This window comes from Streptomyces sp. MI02-7b (genome assembly GCF_033793585.1).
Classification (GTDB): domain Bacteria; phylum Actinomycetota; class Actinomycetes; order Streptomycetales; family Streptomycetaceae; genus Actinacidiphila.
The window spans coordinates 1-18,806 of sequence record NZ_JARAWX010000011.1 but is presented as its reverse complement, the minus strand read 5'-3'; the positions used below and the strand labels follow the sequence as shown (position 1 = coordinate 18,806).

Here is an 18,806-nt window from a genome sequence, read left to right as displayed (position 1 = left end):
CCCGTACGCCGGATCGTTCTCCTCTCCGGCACGGCACAACGGGCCCACGGCCCACACGCTCTGACGAGGAAGGCACGGACTGGCCCCCGTGAGGGACACACGAGAGAGCCGGCTTCTGCTGGTGCTGCTGGTGGCGATCGCGTTCGCGCTGATCACCGTCGACATCCGCGGGGGAGAGGACTCACCGCTGGACGGTGCCCGGTCCGCCGCGTCCGCCGTCTTCGGCCCCGTGGAGAACGGGGTCGCGGCGGCCGTCGATCCGGTGGACAACGCGGTGGACGCGGTACGCGACTCCGGCGGCCGCAGCAGCCGGATCAGCGAACTGGAGCGGGAGAACGCCGAGCTGAAGCAGCAGCTCGGCAGCAAGGACGCCACGCGCGCCCGCGCCCGCGAACTCGACAAGCTGCTCAAGACCGCCGGGGCCGGCCAGTACCGCGTCAAGGGCGCACAGGTCATCGCCATAGGAGCCGCGCAGGGCTTCTCCTGGACGGTCACCATCGACGCCGGCGCCAACGACGGCATCGAGCGCGACATGACCGTCATCAACGGCGACGGGCTGGTCGGCCGGGTCACCACCGTCGGGCCGTCCACCTCCACCGTGCTGCTCGCCTGCGACCCGGACTTCACCGTCGGCACCCGCCTGGAGAAGTCCTCCGAACTCGGCTTCGCCAGCGGCCAGGGCAACCGCCCCATGCAGGTGCAACTGCTCAACGGCAAGGCCCACGTGCGGAACGGCTATCGGCTGGTCACCTTCGGCTCGCAGGCCGGCAAGCCGTTCGTGCCCGGTGTCCCGGTCGGCACCGTGACCAAGGTCGAGCGCGCGGGCGGCGGCCTCACCCGCACCGTCGAGGTCACCCCGTTCGTCCGGTTCACCCAGCTCGACATCGTCGGCGTCGTGATCCAGGGCCCGCGCAAGGACCCCCGCGACTCCGTGCTGCCCGCGGGCCCGAAGCCGATCCCGACGGTCACCGTCACGGTGACGCCGAGCGGCAGCCCCTCCGGGTCCCCGCAGTCCTCGCTCGACGGGCAGGAGGAGATCCGATGAAGCGCGTGCTGCTCTCCACCGGCCTGGTGGTCGCCGCCATGGTGATCCAGGTGTGCGTCCTGGCCCGGCTGCACCTGCCCGGCGCGGTGCCCGACCTGCTGCTCCTGGTCGTCCTCGGCCTCGCACTGACGTACGGCCATGTCGCGGGAGCCCTCATCGGGTTCGGCGCCGGCCTGCTCGCCGACCTCGCCCCGCCCGCCGACCACGCCGCCGGGCGCTACGCGCTCGTGCTGTGCGTCATCGGCTACGCCGCGGGCCTGGCCAAGCCCGACAGCGGCCAACTGCGCTCGGCCACCCGGCCGATGCTCGTGGTCGTCGCCGCGGCCATCGGCTCCACCGTGCTGTACGCGGCCGTCGGCGCCCTCGTCGGCGACACCGCGGCGCAGCATGTGGGCCTGGGCAAGCTGCTGTTCACCGCCGCCCTGTACGACCTGCTGCTCGCGCCGTTCACCGTGCCCTGGATCATGGGCTTGGCCCGGCGCCTGGACAACGACCCGCTGGCCGACGACGCCTCCGCGTCCGGCTTCGGCGCCCGCATCGGCGGGCAGCGCCCGAGCCTGCTCGGCAAGGTGGGCAGCGTCGCCAAGGGAGGGCGACGGCTGTGAGCAACATCCCCGAGACCGGCCGCACGCCCCGCGTCACCATCCGGCTGGTGGTCCTGCAGATCCTCGTGCTGTCGCTGCTGTTCACCCTCGGCGGCCGCCTGTGGTTCCTCCAGATCCGCGACGGTGACCAGTACACCGCGCAGGCCAACAGCAACAACGTCCAGGAAGTCGTCACCCCCGCCGTGCGCGGGGCGATACTGGACGCCAAGGGCGTGCCCCTGGCCGACAACGAGACGCGCCTGGTGGTCTCCGCCAGCCGGACCGACCTGCTCAAGCAGAAGGACGACGGCCGGGCGGTACTGACCCGGCTGGCGTCGGTGCTGCACATGCAGCCGGACGAGGTCCGCAAGAAGGTGCGGCTCTGCGACTCGCAGACCCCCAAGCCGTGCTGGAACGGTTCGCCCTACCAGCCCATCCCCATCACCGACGAGGCCACCACCCAGCAGGCGCTGCAGATCATGGAGCGCCGCGAGGACTTCCCCGGCATCACCGCGGAACCCACCGCCGTGCGCCGCTACACCTCGCCGTTCGGGGCCAACGCCTCCCAGGTGCTCGGCTACCTCTCGCCCGTCACCGACGACGAGATCACCGACGCCGAGAAGGAGGGCCGGTCGCTGCTGCGCTCGGACCAGATCGGCCGTTCGGGTCTGGAGCGCACGTACGACACCCAGCTGCGCGGCACGGCCGGCGTCACCCGCTACGAGGTGGACAACCTCGGCCGGGTCATCGGCAAGGCCGGCGAGACCCCCGCCGTGCCCGGCAGCAACCTGGTGACCAGCATCGACGCGCGTGTCCAGGCGGTCGCCGAGAAGGAACTGGACCAGGCGATGAAGGTCGCCCGCAAGACCTTCGACACCGTCACGGGCAGCTACTACAAGGCGGACTCCGGCGCGGTCGTCGTCATGGACGTGCACACCGGCCAGGTCATCGCCATGGCCAGCGCGCCGACGTACGACCCCAACGTCTGGGTCGGCGGCATCTCGGCCAAGGACTACGCCAAGCTCACCGGCAAGAAGTCCAACTTCCCGCTGCTGAACAGGGCCATACAGGGTCAGTCCGCCCCCGGTTCGACGTTCAAGGCGATCTCCACCTCAGCCGCGGTCAAGGCCGGCTACTCCATCGACGGGCACTACCCGTGCCCGTCGTCGATGACCATCGGCGGCCGCGTCTTCAACAACTTCGAGGGCGAGAGCGCCGGCGAGATCACCCTGGCGCACGCGCTGGAGATCTCCTGCGACACCGTCTTCTACCACCTGTCCTACGACCAGTGGCTCAAGGACGGCGGCACCAAGCCCAAGAAGCACCCCGCGGACTGGTTCTACAAGACCGCCAAGGCGTACGGCCTGGGCTCGGTCACCGGCATCGACCTGCCCTCCGAGGTCACCGGCCGCATCCCCGACCGGCAGTGGAAGCGCGACTACTACGAGGCCAACAAGACCTACTGGTGCAAGGTCGCCAAGAGCGACAAGCAGGACTACGCGAGCCAGATCGCGCGCGAGAACTGCGTCGACGGCTACGTGATGCGTGCCGGTGACTCGGTCAACTACGCCATCGGCCAGGGCGACACGCTCGTCACCCCGATCCAGATGGCCCGCATCTACTCGGCCATCTCCAACGGCGGCAAGCTGTACCAGCCGACGATCGGCAAGGCGATCATCAGCGCCGACGGCAAGACGATCACCAGGATCAAGCCGAAGGTGACGGGGCAGGCCCCGGCGAGCGCGAAGACCCTGAAGTACATCAACCAGGCCCTGGAAGGCGTCGTCACCAGCGGTACCGCGGCCTGGCGCTTCAACGGCTGGCCGCAGGACAAGATCACCCTGCATGCCAAGACCGGTACCGCGGAGGTCGCCGGCAAGCAGACCACCTCGTGGTTCACGACGTACTCCAAGGACTACGCGGTCATCATGACGATCTCCCAGGGTGGTACGGGTTCCGGTGGTTCCGGTCCGGCCGTCCGTGCCATCTACGAGGCCATGTACGGCGTCCAGAAGGACGGGTCGATCGACAACAGGAAGGCGCTGCTCCCGCACCCCGAGACCGCGCTGCCCAAGATCACCGCGGACGGCACGATCCAGACCCGCAAGGCTGCCTGGGACCTGCCCGCCCTGCCGTCCGCCCCGGGCGACGCCGTGTTCACCGCCGCCGCGCTGCCGCCGGACCGCACCGAGAGGTTCCTGCTGGGCAGGAGGTACGGGGCATGAGCACGAGCGGTTACACGATGCGGCGCTTCACCCCCGAGCGGGGCGCCCTCGGCAAGCTCATGGCGCGCGACTCGATAGTGCGCCGGATGGACTGGGTCCTGCTCGGCGCGGCGCTCGCGCTGTCGATGATCGGCGCCGCCCTGGTGTACTCGGCGACCCGCAACCGCACCGAGCTCACCCACGGCGACCCGCTCTACTTCCTGCTGCGGCACCTGCTCAACACCGCGATCGGCTTCGGCCTCGCGGCCGGCACCGTGGCGCTCGGCCACCGCCGGCTGCGCGGGGCGGTGCCGGTGCTGTACGCGATCTCGGTCCTGCTGGTCCTGGCCGTTCTGACCCCGGTCGGGTCGACGGTCAACGGCGCGCACGCCTGGATCGTGCTCGGCGGCGGCTTCTCGCTGCAGCCGTCCGAGTTCACCAAGCTCACCATCATCCTGAGCATGGCGATGATGCTCTCCGCGCGGGTGGACGCCGGGGACCGGCTCCACCCGGACCACCGCACCGTGGCCCAGGCCCTCGGCTTCGCCATACTGCCGATGGCCATCGTCATGCTGATGCCCGACCTCGGCTCGGTCATGGTCATGGCGGTCATCGTGCTCGGTGTGCTCCTCGCCTCCGGCGCCTCCAACCGCTGGGTGCTCGGCCTCATCACGGCGGGCGCCGGCGGCGCCGTCGCGGTGTGGCAGCTCGGCGTCCTGGACCAGTACCAGATCGACCGCTTCGCCGCCTTCGCCAACCCCGCCCTCGACCCGGCGGGCGTCGGCTACAACACCAACCAGGCGCGCATCGCGATCGGCTCGGGCGGACTGCTCGGCAAGGGCCTGTTCCACGGCAGCCAGACCACCGGCCAGTTCGTGCCGGAACAGCAGACCGACTTCGTCTTCACCGTGGCGGGGGAGGAGCTCGGCTTCGTCGGCGCCATGCTCATCATCGTCCTGCTCGGCGTCGTCCTGTGGCGGGCCTGCAAGATCGCGCGCAACGCGACCGACCTGTACGGCACGATCATCGCCGCCGGCGTCGTGGCCTGGTTCGCCTTCCAGGCCTTCGAGAACATCGGGATGACCCTCGGCATCATGCCGGTCGCCGGTCTGCCGCTGCCCTTCGTCTCGTACGGCGGATCCTCGATGTTCGCGGTCTGGGTCGCGGTCGGGCTCCTCCAGGCAGTGAAGATGCAACGCCCCATGTCGGCCTGACCCGGCCCGCCGGGTGAGCGCACCATTGCGGCACACCCAACCCCCGATTACCGTCCAGACATGGGCAAGCGTGTCGCGGAGACCGAGCGCAAGTACGAGGCCGCCGGGCGCAGCCGGGAGCCGGACCTGGACGGACTGCCGGATGTGGCGTCCGTCCGGGTCATGGAACCGGCCGAGCTCGACGCGATCTACTACGACACCCCCGACCTGCGCCTGGCGACCCGGCGCGTCACCCTGCGGCGGCGCAGCGGGGGCGACGACGCGGGCTGGCACCTGAAGCTCCCCACGACCCTCGCCGACACGCGCACCGAGGTCCACGCGCCGCTCGGCAAGCAGGGACGCAAGGGCGGCCCGCGCGTCCCCGCGGCTCTGGCCGACGAGATCGCCGTCGTCGTCCGCGGCCGGGAACTCGTCCCCGTCGTGCGGCTGCGCACCACGCGCGAGCGGGTCCGGCTGCTGGACGCCCACGGCGACGCGCTGCTGGAGATCGCCCGCGACCACGTCACCGCCGCCGTCCTCGACAGCGGCGGGCACCCCACCTCGGAGACCACCTGGGACGAGGTGGAGGCCGAACTCGTCCACGGCGGCACGGCGCTGCTCGACGCCCTGGAGAAACGGCTCGCCAAGGCCGGGCTGCGACGCTCCGACAGCCCCTCCAAACTCGCCCGCGCCCTCGGCGACCGCCTGGCGGCGGCTCCCCGGCCGTCCGCGCCGCCCGCGTCCGTCGACACCGTCGGCGACGTGGCGATGACCTACGTCCACCAGCAGGTCGACGCCATCGCGGCCTGGGACCCCGCCGTCCGCCGCGACGAGGCGGACGCCGTGCACCAGATGCGGGTCTCCACCCGGCGGCTGCGCAGCGCCCTGAAGAGCTTCCGCCGCGAACTCGACCGCCGGGCCACCGACCCGATCGGCGACGAACTCAAGTGGCTGGCCGGAGTGCTCGGCCTGGAACGCGACCGCGAGGTGCTCGCGGAACGCCTCCGGGACCGCCTCGACGACCTGCCCGGCGACCTTGTCGCCGACGACCTGACCGAACGCGTCGGGGGCGACGCCCCCGTCCACGAGGGTGCCCGCGCGGAGCTCTTGCGGGAACTCGGCGGGCCCCGCTACTTCCGGCTGCTCGACACGCTCGAGTCCCTGCTCGCCGGCCCCCCGTACCTCGACCGCGCCGGCGCACCGGCGGCCGAGGCCACCGCCAAGGCCGTCAGCCGGGACCACAGCCGCCTGCGCAAGCGCGTCGAGCCCGCGCTCGCCATGGACCGGGGCCACGAGCGCGACCTCGCCCTCCACGAGGCCCGCAAGGCCGCCAAGCGCGCCCGCTACAGCAGCGAGGCCGCCCAGGCCGCCCCCGGCCTCCGCAAGCCCGCCAAGAAGCACACCAAGCGCATGAAGTCCGTCCAGCAGCTCCTGGGCGAGCACCAGGACAGTGTCATCTGCCGCGAAGCCGTCGTCCGCCTCGCCGAGGACGCCCGCACGGCCGGCGAGGACACGTTTCCCTATGGCGTGATGTTCCAGCTCGAACGCGACCTCGCCGACACGGCGGAGGACGCACTGCCCAAGGCCTGGAAGAAGGCCGACCGCGGCAGCCTCGCGGGGTGAGCCACCGCCTCCCGCGGGGGTTCCCCGGCCGGAGGCGGGGACCCGTGGGCGGCGGGGGAGCCGACCGTGACGCGTTACGCTGAATGGTCACCACCCTGCCAGCTCACGAAAGACACCTTTCATGCCTGTCGAGTCGGTCTTCCCTCGCCTGGAAGCGCTTCTCCCCCACGTTCAGAAGCCCATCCAGTACGTCGGCGGAGAGCTGAACTCCACCGTGAAGGACTGGGACTCCTGTGACGTCCGCTGGTCTTTGATGTACCCGGACGCCTACGAGGTCGGCCTCCCCAACCAGGGCGTCATGATCCTCTACGAGGTGCTCAACGAGCGCGAGGGCGTGCTGGCCGAGCGCACCTACAGCGTCTGGCCGGACCTGGAGGCGCTGATGCGGGAGCACGGCGTCCCGCAGTTCACCGTGGACGCCCACCGCCCGGTGAAGGCCTTCGACGTGCTCGGCCTCAGCTTCTCCACGGAGCTCGGCTACACGAACATGCTCACCGCCCTGGACCTCGCGGGCATCCCGCTGGAGGCCAAGGACCGCACCGAGGACGACCCGGTCGTCCTCGCGGGCGGCCACGCGGCGTTCAACCCCGAGCCGATCGCCGACTTCCTGGACGCGGCCGTGATCGGCGACGGCGAGCAGGCCGTGCTGGAGATCACCGACGTCATCCGGGCCTGGAAGGCCGAGGGCCGCCCCGGCGGCCGCGACGAACTGCTCTTCCGGCTGGCCCGCACCGGCGGGGTGTACGTGCCGAAGTTCTACGACGTGGAGTACCTGGCCGACGGCCGGATCGCCCGCATGGTGCCCAACCGCTCCGGTGTGCCGTGGCGAGTGTCCAAGCACACCGTCATGGACCTCGACGAGTGGCCGTACCCCAAGCAGCCGCTGGTCCCGCTCGCCGAGACCGTGCACGAGCGCATGTCCGTGGAGATCTTCCGCGGCTGCACCCGCGGCTGCCGCTTCTGCCAGGCAGGCATGATCACCCGCCCGGTGCGCGAGCGCAGCATCACCGGCATCGGCGAGATGGTCGACAAGGGCCTGAAGGCGACCGGCTTCGAGGAGGTCGGCCTGCTGTCGCTGTCCTCCGCGGACCACACCGAGATCGCCGACGTCGCCAAGGGCCTCGCCGACCGGTACGAGGAGGACAAGATCGGCCTGTCCCTCCCGTCCACCCGCGTCGACGCCTTCAACATCGACCTGGCCAACGAACTCACCCGCAACGGGCGCCGTTCCGGCCTCACCTTCGCCCCCGAGGGCGGCTCCGAGCGCATCCGCAAGGTCATCAACAAGATGGTCTCGGAGGAGGACCTGATCCGCACCGTCGCCACCGCCTACGGCAACGGCTGGCGCCAGGTGAAGCTGTACTTCATGTGCGGTCTGCCCACCGAGACCGACGAGGACGTCCTGCAGATCGCCGACATGGCGAAGAACGTCATCCAGAAGGGGCGCGAGGTCACCGGCCAGAACGACATCCGCGCCACGGTGTCGATCGGCGGCTTCGTGCCCAAGCCGCACACCCCGTTCCAGTGGGCCCCGCAGCTCGGCGTCGAGGAGACGGACGCGCGCCTGGAGAAGCTCCGCGACGCCATCCGCGGCGACCGCAAGTACAGCCGCAACATCGGCTTCCGCTACCACGACGGCAAGCCCGGCATCATCGAGGGCCTGCTCTCCCGCGGCGACCGCCGGGTCGGCGCCGTCATCCGCGCCGTCTACGAGGACGGCGGCCGCTTCGACGGCTGGCGCGAGCACTTCAGTTACGACCGCTGGGCCCGCATGTGCGAGAAGACGCTCCCGGAGCAGGGCGTCGACCTCGCCTGGTACACCACCCGCGAGCGCACCTACGAGGAGGTCCTGCCCTGGGACCACCTGGACTCCGGCCTGGACAAGGACTGGCTCTGGGAGGACTGGCAGGACGCCCTCGACGAGACCGAGGTCGACGACTGCCGCTGGACGCCGTGCTTCGACTGCGGGGTGTGTCCTCAGCTGGACACCCATATCCAGATCGGCCCGACCGGCAAGAAGCTGCTGCCGCTGACGGTCGTCAAGTAGCGCCCCCGGAAACCGGGATCACGCCCGCGGGCCCGGGACACGGCAACCGCCGTGTCCCGGGCCCGCGGCCGTCCGGGCGGCCTCAGTCGCGCGCGGTGCGGCGGTCGAAGACGACGTCGCGGGCGTGGTCGAGGGCGGTGGCGACCGCGCCGAGGAGGACGGCGTCCTCGCCCAGGGAGCTGGGGGAGATGCGGGGCCGCAGCGGGGTGAGGCCGCGCAGGGACTCGCGGAGGGTGCTCAGGAGGAGGTCGGCGCTGTGGCCGACGCCGCCGCCGAGGACGACGAGGTCGGGGTCGAGGACGGCGGCGACGGCGGCGACGGTGTGGGCGAGCCGCTCGCCCTCCTGGCGGACGGAGGTGACGGCCGCGGCGTCGCCGGCGCGGGCGGCGTCGAAGACCTTCTTGGCGGTGAGCGGGCCGGTCATGCCGAGGGCGCGGGCGGAGCGGACGACGGCGTCGCCGGAGACGGCGTCCTCCAGGATGTCCGGTTTGTGTCGGCCGGGCCACGGCAGGAAGCCGATCTCGCCCGCGGCGCCGTGGGCGCCGGTGAACAGCCTGCCGTCGGCGACGACGCCCATGCCGAGGCCGGTGCCGATCATCACGTAGACGAAGAGCCGGCTGCCCGCCCCGGCGCCGAAGGTGTACTCGCCCAGCGCGGCGAGGTTGGCGTCGTTGTGCACCGACAGGGGGACGCCCAGTTCCTCGCGCATCCGGTCGAAGAGGCCCGCGCGGCCCCAGCCGGGCAGGTGCATGGCGTAGCGCACGCGGCGCTGTTCGGCGTCGTAGACCCCGGGGGTGGCGACCACGGCGTGGGCGACATCGCCGGGGGCGACGCCGGAGTCGGCGACCACGCCCCGCGCGGTGGCGACGACGAGCTCGGCCATGGCGGCGGAACTGCGGGCGCGGTTGCGCGCGTCGGCGCGGGCGACGACCGTGCCGTCGAGGTCGCAGAGCGCGACGCGCAGCCAGGCGCGGCCGATGTCGATGCCGAGGGCGTGACCGGCGGCGGGGTCGGGTTCGTAGAGGACGGCGACGCGGCCGCGACGGGGGACGTGCCGGCCGGCCTCGCGGACCAGGCCGTGCTGTTCCAGTGAGGCCAGGGCGCTGGAGACGGTCGGCTTGGACAGCCCTGTCCCGCGGGCGAGTTGGGCGCGGGAGGCGGGGCCCTCGCTGCGCAGCCGGTCGAGCAGCAGCCGTTCGTTGGTGCTGCGCTGGCGCTGCTGGTTCCAGGGCTCGGGGCCCCTGTCGCTGCCGCTCATCGGACCATTCTCATGCACCTCGGCGGGACCCCTTGACGCCCTAAGTAAAGGTACTTAACTTAATCACGCCCCGGCGCCCAGGCGATGACCCGACGTCCCCCGCTCTCCAGCCCACGGAGGCCCGCATGGCCGGCAGTGCACCCCCCGCAGGCGGCTTCGTCCGACGCATCGGCCTGTTCCAGGCCACCGCCATCAACATGAGCCAGATGTGCGGCATCGGCCCGTTCGTGACCATCCCGCTCATGGTGGCCGCCTTCGGCGGTCCGCAGGCCGTCATCGGGTTCGTCGCCGGTGCGGTGCTCGCCCTCGCCGACGGCCTGGTCTGGGCCGAACTCGGCTCCTCCATGCCGGGTTCCGGCGGCAGTTACGTGTATCTGCGGCAGGCGTTCCAGTACCGCACGGGCAAGCTGATGCCGTTCCTGTTCGTGTGGACGGCGATGCTCTTCATCCCGCTGATCATGTCCACCGGGGTCGTCGGCTTCGTCCAGTACCTGGGCTACCTGGCCCCGGACATGGGCAGGACCACGGGCGACGTCGTCGGGCTCGGGCTGATCGCGGTGGTCGTCCTGCTGCTGTGGCGCGGCATCGAGTACATCGCCCGGCTCACCGCCGTCATGTGGTGCGTGATGATCGCCTCGGTGCTGCTGGTCATCGTCGCGGCGTTCACGCACTTCGACGCGCACCAGGCGTTCACCTACCCCGCCCACGCCTTCGAGCTGACGAGCACTCACTTCTGGACCGGCTTCGCGGCGGGCCTGACCATCGGCATCTACGACTACCTCGGGTACAACACCACCGCGTACATGGGCGCCGAGGTGAAGGATCCCGGCCGCACCCTGCCGCGCTCCATCGTCCTCTCGATCCTCGGCATCATGGCGATCTACCTGCTGCTGCAGATCGGCACCCTCGGTGTCGTGGACTGGCACCGCATGACCGATCCCGGCGACATCGCCTCCTCGTCCGTGGCCTCCGCCGTGCTGGAGCAGACGTGGGGCAGGGGCGCCGCCCAGGTGGTCACCGTGCTCATCCTGGTCACCGCCTTCGCCTCGGTCTTCGCCGGGCTCCTCGGGGGCTCGCGGGTGCCGTACGACGCCGCGCGCGAGCGGGTCTTCTTCCGGCCCTACGGCAGGCTGCACGCCAAGCACCGCTTCCCGGTGCTGGGACTGGTCACGATGGGCGTCGTCACGGGCATCGGCTTCCTCATCGGCCGCCACACCGACCTGGCCACCCTGATCCAGCTCCTGACCGCGGTCATGGTGATCGTCCAGGCACTCGCCCAGGTGCTCGCCGTCACCGTGCTGCGCCGCCGCCAGCCGGGGCTGCGCCGGCCCTACCGGATGTGGCTCTACCCGCTCCCGGGGCTGGTCGCGCTCGTCGGCTGGCTCGTCATCTACGGGTACGCCGACACCAACGCCCCCGGTCGCCACCCGATCGAATGGTCCCTGGCGTGGGTCGCCCTGGGCTGCGTCGCGTTCGTGGGCTGGGCGGCGTACGAGAAGGTCTGGCCCTTCGGGCCGAAGGAGATCTCCGAGGAGTACCTGGAGGGCGCCGACCCGAACGCGGAGACGGCCGCCGTCACCGCGTGAGGCGGGTCGCGGGCCGGTCCCGGCGGTCCTCCGGGGCCGGCCCGCGGCGTGTGCCCGTCAAGTCACACGCGGATGCCGCCGTCGACGCGCAGAACGGCGCCGGTGACGAAGGAGGCGCGGTCGCTGAGCAGCCAGGCGGCGGCCTCGGCGATCTCGGCGGGCTCGGCGGCGCGGCGGAGCGGGGTCGCGGCGCCCAGCCGTTCGACGAGGCCGGGGGATGCGTGCTCCCACTCGCGGATCATCTCGGTCAGCGTGGTACCGGGGGCGACCGCGTTGACGCGGATGCCCTCGGGTCCGTAGGTGACGGCGGCGGACTCGGTGAGGCTGTTGACCGCGCGCTTCAGCGCGCCGTAGACGGGCAGCTCCGGATTGGCGCCCCAGCTGCCGACGCTGGAGTTGTTGACGATGGCGCCGGTGCCCGCGGTGGCCCGGATCGCGGCGACCTCGGCCGCCATGGCCAGCCAGGTGCCGCGCAGGTTCACCGCGTAGACGCGGTCGAAGTCCTCCTCGGCGACCCGGTCCATCGGGCCGGGCGGCACGATGGTGGCGGCGTTGTTGAAGGCGGCGTCGAGACGGCCGTGCAGGTCCACGACGCGGTCGACGGCGGCGCGCACGCTCGCGGCGTCGGCCACGTCGCACACGATGTGGTCGGCGGTGCCGCCCGCCGCGCGGATCTCCTCGGTCACCGTCTTGAGCTGGGTCTCGGTACGGGCCGCGAGCACCACCGTGGCGCCCTCGCGGGCGAACAGCCGGGCCGCGGCGGCGCCGATGCCCCGTCCGGCACCGGTGACGAAGGCGACCTTGCCGGCCAGCAGGCCCTGCCCGGTTGCGGTGGTGGAGGTGAGGGTCGTTGTCGTCTCGTTCATACCGGCGAGCCTGCGGCCGGCCGCGCCGCCCATCCAGGCACGGGCGGTACCTGGCTGGGCCCGGCCGGCCCGCGCACACTGGAGGGGTGGACAGACGAGAGCTGGGGGACTTCCTGCGCAGCCGCCGCGAGCGGATCAGCCCCGCCGAGGTGGGCCTGCCCGCCGGCACGCGGCGCCGCACACCCGGGCTGCGCCGCGAGGAGGCGGCGCAACTGGCCTTCATCTCGACGGAGTACTACACCCGGCTGGAACAGGCCCGGGCGCCGCGCCCGTCGCGCGAGGTGCTGGCCGGGCTGAGCCGCGCCCTGCGCCTGTCCGACGCCGAGCGCGACCACCTCCACCACCTCGCCCTCGGCGCCCCCGCGGCGCCGCCCGCCGGACCCCCGCGGGAGGTGCGGCAGAGCATCCTCGACCTGCTGGACCGGCTCCCCGACGCCGCCGCGATGGTGATGTCCGCGATGTACGAGGTGATCGCCTGGAACGACCTCGCGGCCGCACTCCTGGAGGACTTCTCCGCCCTGCCGCGACGCGACCGCAACCTGGTGCGCCGTCTGTTCCTCGGGACGGGGGACCGCCGGCTGTACGGGCTGTCGGACGTGGAGGCCTTCGCCCGCTTCTCCACCCACCGGCTGCGGGCCGCCGCCGCCCGCTACCCCGACGACCCCGAGGTGTCCGGCCTGGTGGCCGAACTCCTCGCCGGCAGCGAGGAGTTCACCCGACTGTGGGAGTCCCACGACGTGACCGGCGAGCTGACCCTGCGCAAGACGCTGCGCCACCCGCTGGTCGGTGCGGTCACCGTCAACTGCGACGTGCTGGACCTCTCCGACCGGGACCAGCACGTCGTCATCTACACCGCAGACCCCGGATCGCCGGCCGAGGAGGCACTGCGCCTGCTGTCGGTCGTCGGTACCCAACGAATGGACGTGCCCGGCTGAGTGGTCGGCCCGCAGGTGACGCAGACTGAGGCCGTGCCGCCCTCACTCGTGCGTCCCACCACCGCCGTCCACGCGTCCTACGTCGCCGCGATGGAGGAGTTCCGGGCCGAGGGGCGCGGCGCCCGGGGCGAGATCTCGGCGATCGGGAACGCGCTTCGCGAGTACGGCGGCCGCTGGCGGGACCCGGCGGTCTTCGCCGAGCACGTGGCGAGCGTGCGCGGCCCGACCCGCGATCCGGTCGACCTGTGCGTGACGTACTGGTACGTGGACGGCGACGCCTTCCTCGGCCGGCTCTCCGTCCGCCCGCAACTGACCCCGCCCTGGGGTGAACTGCTCGGCCACGTCGGCTACGACGTCCGGCCGTCCGCCCGGCGCCGGGGGCACGCGACGGCCATGCTCCGCGCCGCCCTGCCGCTGGCCCGCCAACTCGGCCTCGATCCCGCCCTGGTCACCTGCGACGCCGGCAATGTGGCCTCGCGCAAGGTCATCGAGGCCAACGGCGGGGTCCTGGAGGGCGCCACCGGGGGCAAGATGCGTTACCGGGTGTGACGTGGGCGGCCCGGGTGCGCGTTCGGCGGCGCGTGGTGCACGTCGGGCGCATGGTGCGGGGCGGACACCCGACGGCACACGGGGCACGGGGCCGTGTGCGGGGCCCGTGGTGCGGCGTGCGGATTCGGAAGTCCGGAACCCCCAGTAACCTGGAAGACGACAAGCAGCCCCACTCGGGGCGACCAGACGCACGAGGGACTGAACGACACTGGGCAAGCGACAGCCCGAAGGCCCGCCGCCCGCACCCGCGGTGCAGCGCATCCGACTGCGCTACACCAAGCGCGGCCGCCTCCGGTTCACCAGCCACCGCGACTTCCAGCGCGCATTCGAGCGGGCGCTGCGGCGTGCCGAGGTGCCCATGGCGTACTCGGCCGGTTTCACCCCGCATCCCAAGGTCTCCTACGCGAACGCCGCACCCACCGGCGTCGGCAGCGAGGCCGAGTACCTGGAGATCGCGCTCGCCGAGGCCCGTGAGCCGGAGAAACTGCGCCTGCTGCTGGACGAGTCGCTTCCGGGCGGTCTCGACGTCGTCGACGCCGTGGAGGCCCGCACCTCGGGCCTCGCCGAGCGGCTGGAGGCGTCGGTGTGGCAGCTGCGGCTGGACGGTGTGGAGCAGGCCGACGCCGAACGTGCGGTGGCCGCGTTCCTCGCCGCCGGGACCGTCGAGGTCCAGCGGATGACGAAGAACGGCGTGCGCAGTTTCGACGCGCGCGACGCCGTGATCCGGCTCGAAGTGGTGGACCCGCAGGTCGCCGGGGCCCATGGCGGCGACATCGAACAGGGTGCCGATAGGCCTGGGCCAGCACCTTGTGCGATACTGCGGCTGGTTGTTCGGCATTTGACACCTGCCGTGCGACCCGACGACGTCCTGTCCGGCCTCCGTGCGGTGGCCGACCTCGCGCCGCCGGTCCCCGCAGCGGTGACCAGGCTGGCGCAGGGGCCGCTCGACGAGGAGACCGGCACGGTGACCGATCCGCTCGCGCCTGACCGCGATGCCGCGACGGTACCGGAAGGCTCAGCGTAGGACTGCCGTCGTTGTGCCGCCGAGGCGTCCGGGGCGACCCGGAACCGGCAGTACGCATCAGACGAGACTTTCGTCGGCCCGTCAGGGCGGTGCCGACGAGCGATACGACAGCTCCCGTGTGGCGCCCGCGCCCCCGGGCGGCGGCACCGCGAAGACGCGGGCCGCCGTGGACCGGATCAGGGCGCGGCGCCCGGGAGCGTGACGGGAGAAATGCCCGCATGCTCGAGAACAACGAGCCGAACGAGGCGCCCGAGAACGGCGCCCCTGGAACTGCCACCGGTGGCACCGGTGGCACCGACAGCGAGGCGACGGCCGCTCCGCGCCGCCGGCGCCGCGCGGCCTCACGGCCCGCGGGTCCGCCCGCCGGCGCCGTGGACGCCCCCGAGGCGGCCGACACGCCTGCCGGGACTCCGGCCATACCGGCCGAGGCCCCCGCCGACACCGAGGCCGCACCCGCACGCACCCGCCGCAGGGCGACGCGCAAGGCCGTCGCGCCGGAGAGCCGGCCGGAAGAGACCGCGCCGGGCGATGTGACGCCGGAAGCCGCGGCGGAGACCGCCCCGGCCCCGGCCCGCCGTCGCGCCACGCGCAAGACGGCCGCACCGGCGCAGACCGCCGAGGCCTCCGAGGACACCGCCCCGCAGACCGCGCCCGCGGCCGGGACCCCGGCGGCGGAGCAGGCCGAGCCGTCCGCGGCCCCGCCCCGTGCGCGGCGTCGTGCGACCCGGAAGGTGGCCAGCCCCGAGCCGGTCGCGGCCGAGGCGCCCGCCGAGGCCGCCGACACGCAGGCCAAGGAACTTCAGGCGGACCTGCCGCTGCACGCGGAGACCCCGCCTGCGGCGGAGCAGGCCGAGCCGTCCGCCGCCCCGGCGCGCACACGGCGTCGTGCGACCCGGAAGGTGGCCAGCCCCGAGCCGGTCGCCGAGCCGGCCGCGGACGCCTCCCCGGCTCCCGCGGAGATCGCGGCCGCCGCGGACGCACCCGCCAAGGCGCTGCAGGAGCCGGCGGGCAGCCGGCGCGGCAGGGCCGAGAAGGCGGAGAAGACCCAGGAGGCGGAGCAGCCCAAGGCGCGCCGCAGCCGCAAGCGTGCCGCACCGGCCGCGTCGTTCCTCGCGGCCGACGACGGCTCGCGCCGCCTCAAGCCGGGCGCGCTCGCGCCGCGTGAGGAGGAGGCGGCGACCGCGCAGGCGGAGGCCTCCGAGGCCCCCGCCGCCGCCCCGCAGCGTCGCAGCTACACGGCCAAGGCCATCCAGGACGGGTCCGGCTGGGCCGTCGAGGTCGAGGACGCGTACGAGATCCGCGGGTACGGCGACACCGTCGAGGAGGCGCGCGCCAAGGCCGTCGAGGCCGTGGCGGAGGCCTTCGGCGTGCCCGCGGGCAGCGTCGTCGTCGAGGTACAGAGCGAGGTGCGTGCCGCCGAGCGGCCGTCGGCCGTGGAGCCCGTGGCCGAGGAGCCCGCCGTCGAGGAGGCGCCCGCGCCGTCGCGGGGCCGCCGCCGCGCGACCCGCCCGCCGATGGCGGTGTTCCAGGCGCCGGTGTTCCAGGCCCCCGGTGTCGCGCCGCTGGAGCGGCCGCAGGCCGAGCAGCCCGCCGAGCACGAGGACGAGCCCGAGAGCGACTCCGCCGAGGGGCACGACGCCGACGAGTTCCCCGTCGCCGAGAGCGCCGGCCGCCGTCGTCGCCGTCGCCGCCGGGGCGAGCCCGCCGAGGCGGTCGTGACCGAGACCGGCGACACGCACCGCGGCGAGATCGCCGAGGAGCCCGCCGACGAGCACGAGCACGACGCTCACGACGACGCCGACGCGGAGGCCGACGAGCACGAGGCGGACGACGACCACGAGGGCGACCGTCCGTCGCGCCGCCGTCGTCGCGGTGGCCGCCGCCGCCGTCGCGGCGAGGTCGCCGAGGGCGACGAGGCCGCCGCCGGTGAGGACGACGAGGCCGACGAGGACGCCGAGGACGACGAGGACCACACCGGCGACAGCACGAGCAGCCGCCGTCGCCGTCGCCGTCGCCGTCGCGGCGGTGACGGCCCGGGCGAGGAGACCCTGGGCGAGGACGCCCCCGAGCGCACGGTCGTCAAGATCCGTGAGCCCCGCAGGGCGGCCGAGCCGGTCGACGAGGTGCAGTCCATCAAGGGCTCCACGCGTCTGGAGGCCAAGAAGCAGCGCCGCCGGGAGGGCCGCGAGCAGGGCCGCCGCCGGGTGCCGATCATCACCGAGGCCGAGTTCCTGGCCCGCCGCGAGGCGGTGGAGCGCGTCATGGTCGTGCGCGAGAACGGCGACCGGACGCAGATCGGCGTCCTGGAGGACGGCGTGCTCGTCGAGCACTACGTCAACAAGGAGCAGGCCACCTCCTACGTCGGCAACGTCTACCTGGGCAAGGTCCAGAACGTGCTGCCGTCCATGGAGGCCGCGTTCGTCGACATCGGCAAGGGCCGCAACGCGGTGCTGTACGCCGGTGAGGTCAACTTCGAGGCGCTGGGCATGGCAGGCGGCCCGCGCCGTATCGAGGCGGCCCTGAAGTCGGGCCAGCCGGTCCTGGTGCAGGTCACCAAGGACCCGATCGGCCACAAGGGCGCCCGCCTGACCAGTCAGGTCTCGCTGCCCGGCCGCTACCTGGTCTACGTGCCCGAGGGCTCGATGACCGGCATCAGCCGCAAGCTGCCCGACACCGAGCGCGCCCGGCTGAAGCAGATCCTCAAGAAGATCGTCCCCGAGGACGCGGGCGTCATCGTGCGCACCGCCGCCGAGGGCGCGAGCGAGGACGAGCTGCGCCGCGACGTCGAGCGGCTGCAGTCGCAGTGGGAGGACATCCAGAAGCGGGCCAAGACCGGCAACGCGCCGTCGCTGCTGTACGGCGAGCCGGACATGACCGTCCGGGTCGTCCGCGACATCTTCAACGAGGACTTCACCAAGGTCATCGTCAGCGGCGACACCGCGTGGGAGACCATCCACGACTACGTCACGAACGTCGCGCCGGACCTCGGCGACCGGCTGAGCCGCTGGAGCTCCGAGGTCGACGTGTTCGCCACGTACCGGATCGACGAGCAGCTGCTGAAGGCGCTGGACCGCAAGGTCTGGCTGCCGAGCGGCGGTTCGCTGGTGATCGACCGGACCGAGGCGATGGTGGTCATCGACGTCAACACCGGCAAGTTCACCGGCCAGGGCGGCAACCTGGAGGAGACGGTCACCAGGAACAACCTGGAGGCGGCCGAGGAGATCGTGCGTCAGCTGCGGCTGCGCGACCTGGGCGGCATCATCGTGATCGACTTCATCGACATGGTGCTGGAGTCCAACCGCGACCTGGTCATGCGCCGTCTGCTGGAGTGCCTGGGCCGGGACCGCACCAAGCACCAGGTGGCCGAGGTCACTTCGCTGGGCCTGGTGCAGATGACCCGCAAGCGGGTCGGCCAGGGCCTGCTGGAGTCGTTCTCCGAGACCTGCGTGCACTGCAACGGACGCGGCGTCATCGTGCACATGGACCAGGCCACGGCGGTCGGCGGCGGCGGCAAGCGCAAGCGCCGTCGCGGTGGCGGCGAGGAGTCGGCGGCCGCGGAGGCGGCCGGTGTCATCGAGGCCGAGGCCGACGAGACCGAGGAACTCCCGGAGTTGGAGCCGGCCGCGGTCACCGAGGCCGACCTGGTGCCCGCGATGGGCGCGGACGACGAGTGGTTCAGCAGCCCGGCGGAGGCCGAGGCGGCGGCCGGCCGGCGGTCCCGCCGTCGCGCGTCGCGGCGGGTCACCGCCCCGGTGAGTTCGCCCGACGCCACGGCGGAGGTCGTCACGGTCGTTCCGGCCGCGGCCCCGGCCACCGAGCCGCAGGCGGCGGAGGCGGCCGCGGTCGCCGAGCAGGCCCCGGCGGTCGTGGCGGCGGAGCCGGGCCAGGAGGC

Annotated in this window: 13 protein-coding genes; 11 read left to right on the top strand and 2 right to left on the bottom strand. The window is 72.8% G+C overall.

Translation table 11 applies throughout. The annotated features are described in order from the left end of the window. The first annotated feature begins 88 nt into the window (after positions 1–88). The 6 genes from mreC (at position 89) to PV364_RS19305 (ending at position 8,696) form a co-directional block, all read left to right on the top strand. Entirely contained in the window at positions 89–1,045 is a 957-nt protein-coding gene (gene mreC, locus PV364_RS19330) for a rod shape-determining protein MreC (protein ID WP_319661333.1), read from the top strand. Beyond that, positions 1,042–1,650, top strand: a complete 609-nt coding sequence (mreD, locus tag PV364_RS19325) for a rod shape-determining protein MreD (RefSeq protein ID WP_319661332.1) — start codon at positions 1,042–1,044, stop codon at positions 1,648–1,650. Before mreC ends, mreD begins: the two co-directional genes overlap by 4 nt. Further along, the gene (gene mrdA / locus PV364_RS19320; RefSeq protein WP_319661331.1) at positions 1,647–3,854 is read left to right on the top strand and encodes a penicillin-binding protein 2; all 2,208 of its coding nucleotides are present in this window, start codon (positions 1,647–1,649) and stop codon (positions 3,852–3,854) included. The genes mreD and mrdA overlap by 4 nt, the downstream gene beginning before the upstream one ends. Beyond that, on the top strand, positions 3,851–5,047 hold the full coding sequence (rodA, locus tag PV364_RS19315; protein WP_319661330.1) for a rod shape-determining protein RodA: 1,197 nt from the start codon (positions 3,851–3,853) through the stop codon (positions 5,045–5,047). Before mrdA ends, rodA begins: the two co-directional genes overlap by 4 nt. 60 nt (positions 5,048–5,107) lie before the next feature. Then, positions 5,108–6,649, top strand: coding sequence for a CYTH and CHAD domain-containing protein (locus PV364_RS19310; protein WP_319661329.1), 1,542 nt, complete (start codon positions 5,108–5,110; stop codon positions 6,647–6,649). Positions 6,650–6,770: 121 nt separating this feature from the next. Beyond that, a complete protein-coding gene (locus PV364_RS19305; protein WP_319661328.1) occupies positions 6,771–8,696 on the top strand; it encodes a TIGR03960 family B12-binding radical SAM protein in 1,926 nt (641 codons plus the stop codon). Positions 8,697–8,778: 82 nt separating this feature from the next. Here PV364_RS19305 and PV364_RS19300 read toward each other — a convergent pair whose 3' ends face one another. Continuing rightward, positions 8,779–9,954: an ROK family transcriptional regulator gene (locus PV364_RS19300; RefSeq protein ID WP_319661327.1), complete on the bottom strand. Its 1,176-nt coding sequence runs from the start codon at positions 9,952–9,954 to the stop codon at positions 8,779–8,781. Positions 9,955–10,079: 125 nt separating this feature from the next. Between PV364_RS19300 and PV364_RS19295 the strand changes: the two genes are divergently transcribed. Continuing rightward, on the top strand, positions 10,080–11,540 hold the full coding sequence (locus PV364_RS19295; RefSeq protein ID WP_319661325.1) for an APC family permease: 1,461 nt from the start codon (positions 10,080–10,082) through the stop codon (positions 11,538–11,540). 62 nt (positions 11,541–11,602) lie between these two features. Here the strand turns inward: PV364_RS19295 and PV364_RS19290 are convergent, their stop codons facing one another. Beyond that, the gene (locus tag PV364_RS19290) at positions 11,603–12,406 is read right to left on the bottom strand and encodes a glucose 1-dehydrogenase (RefSeq protein ID WP_319661324.1); all 804 of its coding nucleotides are present in this window, start codon (positions 12,404–12,406) and stop codon (positions 11,603–11,605) included. Between the two features lie 86 nt (positions 12,407–12,492). Between PV364_RS19290 and PV364_RS19285 the strand changes: the two genes are divergently transcribed. The 4 genes from PV364_RS19285 to PV364_RS19270 form a co-directional block, all read left to right on the top strand. After that, a complete protein-coding gene (locus PV364_RS19285) occupies positions 12,493–13,341 on the top strand; it encodes a helix-turn-helix transcriptional regulator (protein WP_319661323.1) in 849 nt (282 codons plus the stop codon). Between the two features lie 33 nt (positions 13,342–13,374). Then, positions 13,375–13,890, top strand: coding sequence for a GNAT family N-acetyltransferase (locus tag PV364_RS19280; RefSeq protein ID WP_319661322.1), 516 nt, complete (start codon positions 13,375–13,377; stop codon positions 13,888–13,890). Between the two features lie 250 nt (positions 13,891–14,140). Next, positions 14,141–14,914, top strand: a complete 774-nt coding sequence (locus tag PV364_RS19275; RefSeq protein ID WP_319661321.1) for a TIGR03936 family radical SAM-associated protein — start codon at positions 14,141–14,143, stop codon at positions 14,912–14,914. Between the two features lie 218 nt (positions 14,915–15,132). After that, on the top strand, positions 15,133–18,806 hold a 3,674-nt coding region (locus PV364_RS19270), incomplete at its 3' end, for an Rne/Rng family ribonuclease (protein ID WP_319661320.1).

Bases quoted from the DNA above. Each gene is read 5' to 3' on its own strand.
- PV364_RS19305 (WP_319661328.1), top strand. From the start codon at position 6,771: ATGCCTGTCGAGTCGGTCTTCCCTCGCCTGGAAGCGCTTCTCCCCCAC.
- PV364_RS19300 (WP_319661327.1), bottom strand. From the start codon at position 9,954: ATGAGCGGCAGCGACAGGGGCCCCGAGCCCTGGAACCAGCAGCGCCAG.
- PV364_RS19290 (WP_319661324.1), bottom strand. From the start codon at position 12,406: ATGAACGAGACGACAACGACCCTCACCTCCACCACCGCAACCGGGCAG.
- PV364_RS19310 (WP_319661329.1), top strand. From the start codon at position 5,108: ATGGGCAAGCGTGTCGCGGAGACCGAGCGCAAGTACGAGGCCGCCGGG.
- PV364_RS19295 (WP_319661325.1), top strand. From the start codon at position 10,080: ATGGCCGGCAGTGCACCCCCCGCAGGCGGCTTCGTCCGACGCATCGGC.
- rodA (WP_319661330.1), top strand. From the start codon at position 3,851: ATGAGCACGAGCGGTTACACGATGCGGCGCTTCACCCCCGAGCGGGGC.
- mreD (WP_319661332.1), top strand. From the start codon at position 1,042: ATGAAGCGCGTGCTGCTCTCCACCGGCCTGGTGGTCGCCGCCATGGTG.